This window comes from Arthrobacter sp. StoSoilB19 (assembly GCF_019977275.1).
Taxonomy (GTDB): domain Bacteria; phylum Actinomycetota; class Actinomycetes; order Actinomycetales; family Micrococcaceae; genus Arthrobacter.
Genome location: NZ_AP024650.1, coordinates 221,044 through 234,145, shown reverse-complemented (window position 1 = coordinate 234,145; position 13,102 = coordinate 221,044). Strand labels below are relative to the sequence as shown.

Below are 13,102 nucleotides of genomic sequence, written 5' to 3'. Positions count from 1 at the left end.
ACCCGCCCGGATGCCACCGGCACTATCCCCGCTCGCCGCGGCTGAACCCGGCCAGGGCCGCCTCCCCCAGGTCCCGCCACACGGTCCGCGGCTTCGGTTCCACGCTCCGGTCCGCCAGCCAGTCACCCCAGGCCGTGATGTCCTTCCCGCCCGCAGCGGCAACCGCATCACAGGCGAACCCGACGGCGCTGGAGCCGTCCGACAGCTCCACGGATCCCAGGAGCATGGGTTCCGGGAGGGCGGCCAGGAACGTCCCCAGGGCCGCAGGGGACAGCAGCCACCGCTCCCCCACCAGTTCCGCGCCGTCGTCGGACCGGTAAACGCCCGGCTTTGCCGGCACCGTGTCCAGCGCCACCATGCGGTAGCGTGCGGCGGTCCGGACCGGACCATCCCACGAGGCCCCGAGTTCCTCCAGCTGCGGCGCCAGCGGCTGGCCCTTGCGGTGCGCACCCACCACCACCAGCGGCACGGCCGTTGCGCCCGCCGCCAAAGGCCAGGGCGTGGACGACGACGGGTGGGCGCCGGTGCGGCCAACCTCCGCTGCTGCGCCCGGAGCGAAGAGGGCGGGAGCGTCCGGGGTTAGCTCCACGCGGCGGGCGATATCGGCCGCCACGGCATCGTCGAAGGTCCGGCCGACCACCGTGAGGCCGAACTGCGCGCCGTCCACTTCCCCGGCAGGGACAGCCACGGCACAGAGGTCGAACAGGTTACAGAAATTGGTGTAGGTGCCCATCAGCGAATTCACGCCTACCGGGTCCGCGGCCACCTCAGCCAGCGTGGGGTGGAAGGGCGCCGTGGGAACCAGGAGGGCATCGAAGCCGGCGATCCGGGCCAGCGCCCTGGTCCGCAGTTCCTCCAGCCGGGCGGTATCGGCAACGTACCGGGAGGCGGAAACGGTACCGGCCGCCCGGATGATGCCCGCCACGGTGGGATCGATGCCCGCCTGGCCGTCAGTGCCGGCGTCGTGCTTTGCCAGGAAGGCCCCCAACGCAGCGTGGCGTTCGGCCACCAGCGCGCCGTCGTACAGCAGCCGTGCTGCCTGCAGGAAGTCGTCGAATTCGATTGCTTCGGCATCCACCCCGCTGGACCGCAGGCGGTCAACCTGCCGCTTGAATTCCGCCGCCCACTCAGGGGGCAATGCGGGCAGGCTGGCGGGATATGCCACGCGGGGACGTGCCGGCGCGGCCAGTTTGATGTCCGCGGGCCAGGACCGGGAGTTGCCGGCCATGAAGCCCATGGCCAGCTCGGCGGTGGACAGGTGCCGGGCAAAGATGGTGACGGCGTCCCAGGACCGGCAGGCGGGCACCACCCCCTCCGTGGAGACGGCGTTCAGTGTTGCCTTGATGCCCACGATGCCCTGCAGCCCGGCGGGGACCCGGCCGGAGCCCGCCGTGTCCGTGCCGATCGCGATGTCCACCAGTCCCAGTGCCACCGCCACCGCGGAGCCGGAGCTGGAACCGCCGGAAATGTACTCCGGCCGGCGCGAATCCCGGACGGCGCCGTAGGGGCTGCGCGTCCCCACCAGCCCGGTGGCGAACTGGTCCAGGTTGGTGGCGCCCAGGACCAGGGCACCGGCGGCGCGGAGGCGGGCCACCGCTTCCGCATCCTTTTCCGGCGTGTAGGCAAAGCCAGGGCACGCTGCCGTGGTGGGGATGCCCGCCACGTCAACATTGTTCTTGACGGCCAAAAGCAGCCCGGCCAACGGCAGATCCGCGCCACCTGCCACGGCGGCGTCGATCGCGGCAGCCTCCGCCAGGAGGTCCTCGCCGCTGCGGACCGTGATCCAGATTTCAGGCCGGTTTACTGATTCCAGCGCCGCGAGTGCCGCCTTGGCGCGACTGGTGGCACTGCTGTTGGTTGCCGGGCTCATACTGCTGCCTCTTCCAGTTCCTGGGCGTCGTCTGCCGGTTCAAGGCCCAAGTCGGCGCCGAGGACCACTACCGCCTCGCCGGCCACCACCTGGGAGCCGGCGGCCGGCAGGACGCGGAGCACCACGCCCTCGCACGGCGCTTCGAGGACCGTTTCCATCTTCATTGCTTCCAGCGAGACCAGCGGCTGGCCCTTGGCGACACGGTCGCCGGCCTTGACGTCCACCTTCCAGACGCTGGCGGCGAACGGTGCGGAGATGAGCGATCCGCCGTCGGGAACCACCACGTCGTCAACAGCGGGGGCCACGACGGCGGCGAGCGCGTCCGCCCGGTCGAACTCGCCGGCGTCGGCCCAGGCCTGCCGTTCCACCGCGAACGCTGCGCCCTGCTTCTCCCGGAACGCGTCGATGGACTGGCTGTTGTCGGCAAGGAACTGTTCGTGCTCGGCGAGGGAGAACGTGCCCTCCTCGATCTCCACGCCGCGGCCGCGTCCTGCTGCCATGTCCGCGCGCAGGTCCAGGAGTTCCTCGGGGCTGACGGGGTACCAGGAGATGCGGTCGAAGAACCGGAGCAGCCAGGGCGAACCGGGTTCGAACGGGGCCGAACCGGCGTACCGCGACCACACCTGGGTGGTGCGGCCGACGAACTGGTAGCCGCCGGGGCCCTCCATGCCGTAGATGCACATGTAGGCGCCGCCGATGCCCACCGCGTTCTCGGGCGTCCAGGTCCGGGCGGGGTTGTACTTGGTGGTGACCAGGCGGTGGCGGGGGTCCAGCGGGGTGGCCACGGGGGCGCCGAGGTAGACGTCGCCCAGGCCCAGGACCAGGTACTCCGCGTTGAAGACGGTGTCGAAGACGTCGCTGACGGAGTCCAGGCCGTTGATCCGCCGAATGAATTCGATGTTCCACGGGCACCAAGGGGCGTCGTCGCGGACGCCTGCCATGTAGCGTTCGATCGCTTCGCGGGTGGCCGGATCGTCCCAGGACAGCGGCAGCCGGACGGTGCGGCTGGGGACCACCAATTCTGAGCTGGCGGGCAGGGCGGCCTCGATTTCCTGGACCAGGTCCAGCAGCCGCCCGGTGGGGAGGACGGACGGGTCCACCTTGATCTGCAGCGACCGGATACCCGGGGTGAGGTCCACGATGCCGGGTACCCGGAGCGCTTCGATGTGCTGGTGCAGGGCGTGGACCCGGGCGCGCAGGCCCAGGTCCAGCACCATCTCGCCGTATTCCACCAGCAGGTTGTCGTCTCCGGAGCGGCGGTACGTGACCGCGGGCCGGCCGGAACCTTCCGGCACCCGGCCCAGCACGCCGTCGTCGCCGTCGCCGCGTACCGTGCGTGCGGGACGGCCGGCTGCCGGGCTCACCGCCGGGAGGTGCGCTGAAAGATTGCCGGACCAGCCGGCGTCGCCCGGGAGCACCAGCTGGCGGCCGGGTCCCAGGTCCCTGGCCGACGGCGCCTGGCTGGCTTTGATGGGCACGAAGCGGACTTTGTCCCCCGGGCGCAGCTGGCCGAGCTTCCAGCGTTCAGCCGTCACCACGGTGACGGGGCAGACGAAACCGCCCAGGCTGGGGCCGTCCGGGCCGAGCAGGATGGGGGTGTCGCCGGTGAAGTCCAGGGCACCCACCGAGTAGGCGGTGTCGTGGATGTTGGAGGGGTGCAGGCCTGCTTCGCCGCCGTCGGTGCGTGCCCAGCGGGGCTTGGGGCCGGTGAGGCGCACGCCGGTCCGGGCGGAGTTGAAGTGGACCTCGTACTCCGCGCTGTACAGTTCCTCGATGTCCTCACGCTGGAAGAATTCCGGGGCGCCGTGCGGGCCCTCGGCCACGGCCAGTTCCCAGGTGGAGGTGAGGGCGGGACGGCTGTCGAGGGGCACCGCTGCCGCGGCGGCTTCCTCGGGTGCGCCGGCGGCAGGCTTGACCGTCCGCAGCACATCGCCCGCGCGCAGGACCCGTCCGGCGTGGCCACCGAACTGGCCAAGGGTGAAGGTGGAGGCGCTGCCCAGGTACTCGGGAATGTCCAGGCCGCCCTGGAACAGGATGTAGCCGCGCAGGCCCTTGCCGGCTGCGGTGCCGGCGTCGAGCGTTCCGCCTGCCGGGACCGTCACGGGCGTCCAGGCGGGCACCTCCGTTCCGTCAACTGTCACAGCCACTTCGGCGCCGGTAACGCAGACGGTGGTGGCGTGGGTGAAGGTCAGGCTGGGGCCGGTCATGGTGAACTCGAGGCCCGGGGCGCCTTCGGGGTTGCCCAGCGCGGTGTTGCCAAGCCGGAATGAGAGATCGTCCATGGGGCCGCTGGGCGGAACGCCGATCTGCCAGAGGCCGGTGCGGCCGGGCCAGTCCTGCACGCTGGTCTGCAGGCCGGGCCGGCCCACGGTGATGCGCGGCTCCGGGTCCCCCACGTTGTCCAGGGTGCTGGTGGAGTGCTGAACGCTGCGAACCACCTCCAGGCCGGTGGCGGCGCGGAGCAGCCCTAAGTTGGTCTCGATGCCGTCAATCCGGGTGTTGCCCAGCGCTGCGGCGAGGAGGTCGAAAGCTTCGGTGCGGTCAGTGCCGGAGGTGATGATCTTGCCCAGGAGGGGGTCGTAGTTGGTGGAAACGTCGGTGCCGGTTTCCACCCAGGCGTCCACGCGTGCTTCTGCCGCCGTGGGGTAGGCGGCGTTGGTGACGGTTCCGGCGCTGGGCTGGAAGCCCCGGGCCGGATCCTCGGCGTAAACGCGGGCCTCCACGGCGTGGCCGGTCACGGGCAGGCTGTCCGGCACGTCCGCAAGGACTGCCTGGGCCTGGCTGCCGCCCTGGGCCAGGCGGAGCATCCATGCCACCAGGTCCACCCCGGTGACGGCTTCGGTGACGGGGTGCTCCACCTGGAGCCGGGCGTTGACTTCCAGGAAGGAGGCTTCCTTGCGGGCGGAGTCGTAGACGAACTCGACGGTGCCGGCGGAGCGGTAGTTAAGGGAGGCGCAGAGGGCCCGGGAGCTGCGGTGCAGTTCTTCGCGCAGTTCGTCCGGGAGGTCGGGTGCGGGTGCCTCTTCGAGGACTTTCTGGTGGCGGCGCTGCAGGGAGCAGTCGCGGTCCCCCAGGCTGACCACGCGGCCTTCGCCATCGCCAAAGATCTGTACCTCGACGTGCCGGGCGTTCTCCACGTACCGCTCGGCGAAAACCCCTGCGGTGCCGAAGCTGGCACCCGCCAGGCGGGCCACGCGGGGGAAGCTGTCCACAAGCTCGGCCTCGTTGCGGCAGACCGTCATGCCGATCCCGCCGCCACCGCCGGTGGCCTTGAGCATCAGCGGGAAGCCAATCGCGGTGCTGGCCGCAACGGCGTCGTCCACGTCCCCAAGCAGCCCTGAACCGGCGATCATCGGCACCCCGGCTGCCCGGGCGGCGTCGCGCGCGGTGTGCTTGGTGCCGAAGATGCGCAGTTGCTCGGCGGTGGGGCCCACGAAGACCAGTCCCGCCGCTTCCACGGCCTCGGCGAAGGCCGCATCCTCGGAGAGGAAGCCGTAGCCGGGGTGGATGGCGCCGGCGCCGGTTTCCTTTGCCGCCGCCAGGATTGCGTCCACCCGGAGGTAGGATTCCTTGGCCGGCGCGGGCCCCAGCAGTACGGCCTCGTCGGCGAGCCGGACGTGCTTGGCGCCGCGGTCCGCCTCGGAGAAGACGGCAACGGTGCGCAGGCCCAGCCTGCGGGCGGACTCAATGATGCGGCACGCGATCTCGCCGCGGTTTGCGATCAACAGTGTGTCGAAGGTGTTCGGCGTGTCAAAGGGGTTCACAGTGCAGCCTCCGGCCGGGTGACGATCATGCGGACGGGGGTGGGGTTGAAGCCGTTGCAGGGGTTGTTGATCTGCGGGCAGTTGGAGACCAGGACCAGGGTGTCCACCTCCGCCTTCAGTGCCACGCGCTTTCCGGGGGCGGACAGGCCGTCAACGATGCCCAAGGCGCCGTCCGGGTCCACCGGGACGTTCATGAACCAGTTGATGTTGGACACCAGGTCCCGTTTGCCCAGGCCCCAGCGCGAGCCCTCGATCAGGAAGTTCTCCACGCAGGCGTGCTGTTCGCGGGTGTGCTGGCCGTAGCGGAGGGTATTGGATTCCTGTGAGCAGGCGCCCCCGATGGTGTCGTGCACGCCCACTTCGTCTGCAACGACGGTCATCAGGGCAGCGCGGTTGTCGGCGCGCAGGACCGAACCGGTGGTGAGGACGATGGACTGCTGTGCGGCGATGGTGGCTGCCGCCGAGTAGCGCACGGTGGTGTCCGCCGCGGCGTACAGCAGGCAGTCAACCGCCTGGTTGCCTTCCAGGTCCACGATGGTCAGCACGTCGCCTGCTGCCACCACGGCAGACCAGGGGCCGCGGGCTTCGACGAACTCATCAAGTACAACGGCGCCAGGGGCCAGCGCGATGGCGGCGGCGTCCGGGATGGGCGTGGTGTCAACGGCAGTGTTCATCGGGCGTTCCTTGCGGCGAGATCGTGTTCGGTGTTGCGGAGGGCCTGCAGGTGTTCCGGGGCCAATGGTCCGGCCAGGTGGCCGGCCTCCAGTGCCGCCAGGTCCTGCGGCGCGTGCCAGGCGACGATGTCGACGGCGGTCCCCGCAAAGTCAGCGCGCGGGTCCAGGGGGTGGGCGGTGTTGGCCAGTACCAGCACGGTGTCCAGCTGGAGCAGGAGTTCGACGGCGGCACCGGGCCCGGCGCTTCCGGTAAAGGTGATGCTGCCGGCAGGGTCGACGGTGATGCCTTTGAAGAAGGAGATGGACGGCGCCACGTCGCGGGTGCCCAGGCCGTTCTTGAGGGCGCCCAGGGTGAGCAGTTCGCGTGCTGCCGGGGAGGGGCTGTGGGCGGTTCCGGCGCCGTACTTGGCGGTGTTGCCGGCGAGGGTTGTGGCGCCGGTGAGTGCGTCATGCCGCGACGAGGTGTCCGCCACGATCGTTGCCATCAGTCGGCCGGCGTCGGACAGCAGCGGGTGCCCGGCGGCGGGGTAGGCCTGCCACGGGACCTTGACGGTGTCGGCGACGTTCAGTCGTTCGTGGGTGGCCCCGGCGCGGTACAGGAGGGCGTGCACGCAGGCGTCGCCTGCCGTGTCGGTGAGCCGGACCCGGGTGCCGCGCGCCAGGGACATGGTGGTGTAGCGGCCAAAGGCGACGGATTCCGCCCATGTGGGGGACGCGGCGCCGGCCCCGTCCACTCCGGGCAGTCCGGCCAGAAGGTGCGCGGGCGCGGACGCTGCCGGTACGTGGCGCATGGTTTCAGCGGTCCTGCCGTGCTGTTCCCGGGCATGGGCGCGGGCACCGGCCGTGGTGGCCGTCCCGGCGGCTGGCGTTTCGATGGTCTGTGTCATGTCAGTCCTGTAGGTCTTGGAAGCGTGGCTTGCGGAAGCGTGGTTTTTGGGTGCGGGGCCGCGGGTCAGGCCTTGGCGGCCAGGTTCGTGCTCCGGACCCAGATGCCCAGGAGCAGCACCGCGGTGACCATCAGCGGCGCTGACCAGAGAAGGATGCCGTTCTCGCCTGTGGGGTCGTACACCTCGGGCCGGGGCCATGCCAGGTTGACCACCATGACGCCGCCGTAGAGGACGGCGAGGATGTTGACTGGAAGGCCCCAGCGGCCCAGGGAGAAGAGGCCTGCCGGCATGGTCTGTCCCACCCGGTTCCAGTCGCCGCGGAGGCGGTTGACCAGCTGCGGGACGGTGACCAGGAGGTAGGCGAGGTAGACCATCACGATGCAGACGCTGCACAGGGTGGTGAACAGGGCGGCGTTGCCGACGTTGATGGCCAGCACGGCGACTGCAAGGGCGCCGATCACGATGGAGGGCCACATGGGGGTGCCGCGGGTGGGGTGCACGGAGGAGAGCAGGGCCGACGCCGGGAGCTTGCCGTCGCGGGCCATGGAGAAGACCAGGCGGGAACCGGCGGTCTGGATCGCCAGGGTGCAGACGAAGATGGCGATGGCGACATCCACCAGCAGGACCTTGCCCCAGAAGGTGCCCAGGACCGCGGTGAGGACGTAGGGCAGGCCTTCGGTGGCGAGGCGGCCGTCGTCGAGGCTGGGCGCTGCCATGAGGGCGGTGATGATCATCAGCGCGCCGCCGATGCCGGAGATGAGGAGGGCGGAAAGGATGGTCCGGGGTGCGGTGCGGCGCGGGTCCTTGGTTTCCTCGGACAGTTCACCGGCGGAGTTGAAGCCCACCATGACGTAGGCGGCCATCAGCCCCGAGACCAGGAAGGCTCCCACGGCGCCCAGGTCCGATCCCTGCAGCACGGTGGTGTCCGCAACCACGTTGGGTCCGCGCTGGGCGGCACTGACGAGGGCCAGGATGACGGCAGCGACGCCCACGATCTCGCAGGTGACACCCACGGAGTTGACGTGGGCCATCAGCTTCACGCCCAGGGAGTTGATGATGGTGGTGGCGACCAGGAGGACGGCGCCGAGGACCACGGCGTTGGAAGCGCCGGTCACCGTGTTGAGCGCGGAGTCGCCGCCCACCACCTGGAAACCGTCCCAGAGCTGGGGCAGGACCACCTGCAGGGCGATTGCGGCAGCAGCTGCGGTGACCACCTGTGCGATCGCCATGAACCAGCCGGCGAACCAGCCTACGCCTTCCCCGCCCACGCGCCGCGCCCACTGGTAGACGGCACCGGACAAGGGGTAGCGGGCCGCAAGTTCGGCGAAGTTCAGGGCCACGAGCAGCTGGCCCACCAGCACTACGGGCCAGGTCCAGAAGAAGGCCGGCCCGGCGAAGGAGTAGCCGAACGCGAAGAGCTGGAAGATGGTGGTGAGGATGGAAACGAAGGAGAAGCCTGCGGCAAACGAAGCGTAGCGGCCGAGCTTCCGGTGGAGGGTGGGCTGGTAGCCAAGGGACGTCAGGTCTGCATCGTCCTGGTGGACGGTAGGGAGAACGGTTGATGTCATCGGGAATCTCCGGGGCTGGAAAGGGATCTTGGGGGCGAAGCCTCCCGGCACTGCAGCGCTCGGCCGAAGGCTGCGGATTACCGGTCACTTGATAGTTTTCCAGCGGGATGTCCCCAAACAGTTTCGCCTCTGTAAAAGGCGGATAGACATCCTGTTTCCGGCAGATTTCCGTCCCCTCACAACGTCCGGGCGTCATTTCCGCCGCGCCTGGCAATGCAAGAATGGGGCCGTGACTTCAGCCGGACCGGGACGCCCCCGCCACCAGCAGCCCTCGCGGCCAGGTGCCACCGCCCGCGATGAAATCCTGGACGCCGCGGCGGAGCTTTTCACCACCCAGGGCTTTGCCAGCACCTCCACCCGGTCCATCGCGGACGCGGTGGGCATCCGGCAGTCGTCCCTGTACCACCACTTCAAAACCAAGGACGACATCCTCGAGGACCTCCTCGAGGGGACGGTGTCCGGTGGGCTGACGTTCGCACGCTCGGTGGCCGCGCTTCCTGCCGACGCACCTGGAACCGAAAGTCCGGCTGGAAGCCGGCTGCACGCCGTCGCGCTTTATGACGGCACCCAGCTGTGCAGCGCCCGGTGGAACCTTGGCGTGCTGTACCACCTGCCCGAGGTCCGGAGCACCCGCTTTGCCCGGTTCCTCAACAACCGCCAGGAACTCAGGCGGCTCTACGGGGAACTGGGCGCCGGGTTGTCAGCCTCCCCGCACGGACCCGACGGCGGCGACTTCACCTTCCGCCTGGTCGAATCCCTGATCTACCTCCGCGCGGACGGCGCGGCCAACGCCGAATCGGCACTGCAGGCCGCCGACGCCGGGCTGATCCTGTGCGGGCTCGGGGACCGGCTGCCGGCCATCCGCGCCGCGAGCCAGGCCATCATCGACCGCCTTGCCTGACCTCCGGGCCGCCGGTGGCCGGGATGCCCCGCCCGGCTTGCTCGGCTAGGCTCGGAACATGACGCGAGAGAACATCAGGACCCCCGACGGCGGCACTGTGGAGCTCTTCTCCACCGGCGCTGAGCTTGCTTCTGCCGGTTCGGGCGTGGTGGTCGTGCCGCCTTCCATGGTGACCGCCGCGGATTACACCAAGTTCGCCCAGAAACTGAGCGCCTCCCTGGGCCGTCCCGTGCACACCTTCAACCGGCGCGGCCGCGGATCCTCGTCACCGCAGCCCGAGGACTACACGCTGGACGTGGACATCCGGGACCTGGACACGGTGATGAAGCACACCTCCAGCACGGACGTCTTTGGGCACAGCTTCGGCGGCGCCGTCGCACTGCACGCGGCCCGGACCCTTCCGGTGGAACGGCTGGCCGTCTACGATCCCGCGGTCTCGGTGAACGGCAGCGTCACGGCCGACTGGATCGTGGAGTACGAGCGTGCCATCGCCGCAGGAGACCATGACCGCGCCCTCGCCGTGATCCAGCGCGGGCTGGAAGCCGGCGGCTCCTTCTCATCGCGCATGCCGCTGTCCATGCTGACCCTGGCCAACAAACTGACCGCCGGCACCACCGAGGGCAAGCAGCAGCGCGAGCTGATGCGCACCGGAGTCCGCGAGATCAAAGCCATCATTGCCGCCGACATGCCGGCCGAACCGTTCCAGGCGCTCCCCCTGGAGACGCTGATCGTGGTGGGCGAAAAGAGCCCCGCCTACTTCGGCATCGCCTGCGGCCAGATCCACGACGTGCTTTCCGGCTCCAGCTACACCATCCTGCCCGGGCTGGGCCACGACGGCGCCATCAAGGCCCCGGACAGGCTGATCAAGGAACTGAGCGACTTCTTCGCCGGCTAGCGCGGCCTGGGCTAATGTCCTGCGCCGTGGCCCTCGCCGGCGCCTTCGGTCTTGCGCATCATCGCTGAAAGCACGACGGCGGCAAGGGCTATGACGGTTGCCGTCAGGAAGGCGGCGCTCATCCCGGCGACGAGTCCCGACGTCGCACTCACAACCGCGAAGATTGACACCAGCAGCGCCGTTCCAGCGGCACCGGCCACCTGCTGGGTGGTGCTCATGATCGCGGAGCCGTGCGAGTAAAGGTGCGGCGGGAGCGGGTTGAGCCCGGTGGTGAAGGCGGGGGTAAACAGCAGCGCGAGGCCGAAACTCAGCCCAACGTGCAAGGTGACGATCCACCACACCGCTGTTCCGGCGTCGAGCATTGAAAACTGCCAGAGGGTCACCACCATCAGGACGGATCCGGTAATGGTGAGCGGCAGCGGACCCACCTTGTCGAACGCCCGGCCGATGACCGGGCCCAGCAGGCCCATGGCCAGGCCGCCGGGGAGCAATGCCAGGCCGGTTTCCAGCGACCCCAAGCCCCGGACCTGCTGGAGGTAGAGCGGCAGCAGGATGACGCCGCCGAACAGGGCCATCATGGCCACCACCATCAGCAGGACGGAGACGGTGAACATCCGGAACTTGAAGGCGCGCAGGTCCAGCAGCGGCGCGGCTGCTTTCTGTAGGCGCACCTGGCGGAGGACGAAAACCGTCAGGGCGGCCACGCCGATGACCAGGGCTGCGATGGCGCCGGCACTGGGGCCGGCCTGGCCGCCATGGCCGCCGCCGATCTGGCTGAGCCCGTAGACCAGGCCGCCAAAGGCCGGGACGGTGAGGATGACGGACAGCACATCCAGCCTGGCCTTTTCAGGCTTCCCCACGTTGGTGAGGTATTTGGCGCCGATGGCCAGCGCCGCCAGGGCAACCGGCAGCACGAAGACGAACATGAAGCGCCAGGTGAAATGCTCCAGGATCAGGCCGGACACTGTGGGACCCATTGCGGGTGCCACAGAGATGGCAATGCTCACGTTGCCCATGACGGCGCCGCGCTTGGCCAGCGGGACCAGGGTGAGGATGGTGGTCATCAGCAGCGGCAGCATGATGGCGGTGCCGCCGGCCTGGACAATGCGCGCCAGGAGCAGGACCTCGAACCCGGGAGCCACCGCCGCAAGCGCCGTTCCACCCGCGAACAGGCCCATGGCCAGCATGAAGACGGCGCGCGTGGACAGGCTCTGGAGGATGAAGCCGGTAGTGGGGATCACCACCGCCATGGTTAGCATGAACCCCGTGGATAGCCACTGGACCGTGGGAGCGTCCACGCGAAGGTCCACCATGAGACGCTGCAGGGCGACGTTCATGATGGTCTCGTTGAGGATCACCACGAATGTCGCCACCAGCAGCGTGCTGATGATGGTTACCGATTCACGGGACATCTTCTCCGGCGCTGCGGACTGGGTTCCTTCGCGGGTTTCAGCGCGTATTCCTTCGCCCTGAACGGGCTTGCCGCTGGCGTTCGGAGAGACTTCGGTAGACATGGGTGTTCCCTCAGGGGTTTTTGGAAGTGATGCACGGCCGGCGCCGCTGCAGATGCAAACACTCTACCCGCTGGAGTAATTCCTCCATACGGGTTTTTCAACCCTGAGGGAACATTGGGGGTCAGGCGGTCTGGCCCGCGTGCTGGCCTTCGGAGATCTCTTCCACCAGCTTGTTGTTGAACGCCGGGAGGTCGTCCGGGTTCCGGCTGGTCACCAGGCCCTGGTCCACCACCACTTCCTGGTCCGTCCAGTTGGCGCCGGCGTTCTTCAGGTCGGTTTCAAGCGTGAAGTAGGACGTGACGTTCCGGCCCCTGATGACTCCCGCGTCGATCAGCAGCCAGGGTCCGTGGCAGATGGATGCCACGGGCTTGTGCTGTTCAAAGAAGCTGCGCGTGAAGCTCTGGGCATCCTTGTCCACCCGCAGGTGGTCCGCGTTGACGACGCCCCCGGGAAGCACCAGGGCGTCAAAGTCCGTGGCATTCGCCTCTGCCACGGTGAGGTCGACGTCGAAGGTGTCGCCCTTCTCGGTGCCGTTGTAGCCCTGCAGCTTGCCGCTCTTGGGTGCCACCAGGGTGGGCTCGCCGCCGGCATCCTTCACTGCCTGCCAGGGGCTGGTGAGCTCCACCTGCTCCACGCCGTCAGTGAGCAGGAATGCCACCTTCTTGCCTGCGATGCTGTGCTCTGACATTGATCCTCCTCATGCTTGCGGTTGCACGCTTTTGGCGCACAGGTCCCGCTTCGAGAGTTGTTTGCCTGACGCTTTCCAGCCTAGGAAAGTTGAAAGTCATAAGCAAGCTGACTATTTACTTTCCGGGGTACGTGCTTTGTTCGGTACGGCGGCTGCGGGCCGGCAAGGACGACGGCGGCACGGGGCTGCACGCTGACGGGTTGTCTGCGGGCCTTTCGGGTTCCTTCTGCGCACGGCAAAGGGAGCTGCGAGTCCTGCGGATTGTGCCTCGGCGCCCTTTTCGCTGCGGATATCTTTTGGCGCTGCGCATCTTCCCTTTCGCGCGGCATATTTGGGGTGCG

At 68.8% G+C, this 13,102-nt stretch carries 9 protein-coding genes; 2 read left to right on the top strand and 7 right to left on the bottom strand.

Annotated features, from left to right (window positions below; genetic code table 11):
- Positions 1 to 22 precede the first annotated feature (22 nt).
- From atzF to LDO86_RS01095, 5 genes are all read right to left on the bottom strand, one after another.
- Positions 23 to 1,870, bottom strand: coding sequence for an allophanate hydrolase (atzF, locus tag LDO86_RS01115; protein ID WP_018770965.1), 1,848 nt, complete (start codon positions 1,868 to 1,870; stop codon positions 23 to 25).
- Positions 1,867 to 5,634 (bottom strand): urea carboxylase, encoded by a 3,768-nt coding sequence (gene uca / locus LDO86_RS01110; RefSeq protein ID WP_223993397.1) that lies wholly within the window; start codon positions 5,632 to 5,634, stop codon positions 1,867 to 1,869. The genes atzF and uca overlap by 4 nt, the downstream gene beginning before the upstream one ends.
- Positions 5,631 to 6,308 carry an urea amidolyase associated protein UAAP2 gene (locus LDO86_RS01105; RefSeq protein WP_018770967.1) on the bottom strand — a complete coding sequence of 226 codons (678 nt, stop codon included), beginning with the start codon at positions 6,306 to 6,308 and terminating at the stop codon, positions 5,631 to 5,633. The genes uca and LDO86_RS01105 overlap by 4 nt, the downstream gene beginning before the upstream one ends.
- The gene (locus LDO86_RS01100; RefSeq protein WP_018770968.1) at positions 6,305 to 7,195 is read right to left on the bottom strand and encodes an urea amidolyase associated protein UAAP1; all 891 of its coding nucleotides are present in this window, start codon (positions 7,193 to 7,195) and stop codon (positions 6,305 to 6,307) included. Before LDO86_RS01100 ends, LDO86_RS01105 begins: the two co-directional genes overlap by 4 nt.
- Before the next feature lie 65 nt (positions 7,196 to 7,260).
- Entirely contained in the window at positions 7,261 to 8,763 is a 1,503-nt protein-coding gene (locus LDO86_RS01095; protein ID WP_224084211.1) for an amino acid permease, read from the bottom strand.
- Positions 8,764 to 8,992: 229 nt separating this feature from the next.
- On the opposite strand from LDO86_RS01095, the gene LDO86_RS01090 reads away from it, so the two are divergent.
- Complete coding sequence (locus tag LDO86_RS01090) at positions 8,993 to 9,664, top strand: helix-turn-helix domain-containing protein (protein ID WP_018770970.1); 672 nt, start codon at positions 8,993 to 8,995, stop codon at positions 9,662 to 9,664.
- Positions 9,665 to 9,722: 58 nt separating this feature from the next.
- Complete coding sequence (locus LDO86_RS01085) at positions 9,723 to 10,559, top strand: alpha/beta hydrolase (protein ID WP_018770971.1); 837 nt, start codon at positions 9,723 to 9,725, stop codon at positions 10,557 to 10,559.
- 11 nt (positions 10,560 to 10,570) lie between these two features.
- Here LDO86_RS01085 and LDO86_RS01080 read toward each other — a convergent pair whose 3' ends face one another.
- Both LDO86_RS01080 and LDO86_RS01075 read right to left on the bottom strand, forming a co-directional pair.
- A complete protein-coding gene (locus LDO86_RS01080) occupies positions 10,571 to 12,073 on the bottom strand; it encodes an MDR family MFS transporter (RefSeq protein WP_026266019.1) in 1,503 nt (500 codons plus the stop codon).
- A gap of 121 nt (positions 12,074 to 12,194) precedes the next feature.
- Positions 12,195 to 12,761 carry a type 1 glutamine amidotransferase domain-containing protein gene (locus tag LDO86_RS01075; RefSeq protein ID WP_018770973.1) on the bottom strand — a complete coding sequence of 189 codons (567 nt, stop codon included), beginning with the start codon at positions 12,759 to 12,761 and terminating at the stop codon, positions 12,195 to 12,197.
- Between the last annotated feature and the right edge of the window lie 341 nt (positions 12,762 to 13,102).

Excerpts from the sequence above, each read along its gene's own strand:
- atzF (WP_018770965.1), bottom strand. The coding sequence starts at position 1,870 with ATGAGCCCGGCAACCAACAGCAGTGCCACCAGTCGCGCCAAGGCGGCA.
- LDO86_RS01105 (WP_018770967.1), bottom strand. The coding sequence starts at position 6,308 with ATGAACACTGCCGTTGACACCACGCCCATCCCGGACGCCGCCGCCATC.
- LDO86_RS01100 (WP_018770968.1), bottom strand. The coding sequence starts at position 7,195 with ATGACACAGACCATCGAAACGCCAGCCGCCGGGACGGCCACCACGGCC.
- LDO86_RS01095 (WP_224084211.1), bottom strand. The coding sequence starts at position 8,763 with ATGACATCAACCGTTCTCCCTACCGTCCACCAGGACGATGCAGACCTG.
- LDO86_RS01085 (WP_018770971.1), top strand. The coding sequence starts at position 9,723 with ATGACGCGAGAGAACATCAGGACCCCCGACGGCGGCACTGTGGAGCTC.
- LDO86_RS01080 (WP_026266019.1), bottom strand. The coding sequence starts at position 12,073 with ATGTCTACCGAAGTCTCTCCGAACGCCAGCGGCAAGCCCGTTCAGGGC.
- LDO86_RS01075 (WP_018770973.1), bottom strand. The coding sequence starts at position 12,761 with ATGTCAGAGCACAGCATCGCAGGCAAGAAGGTGGCATTCCTGCTCACT.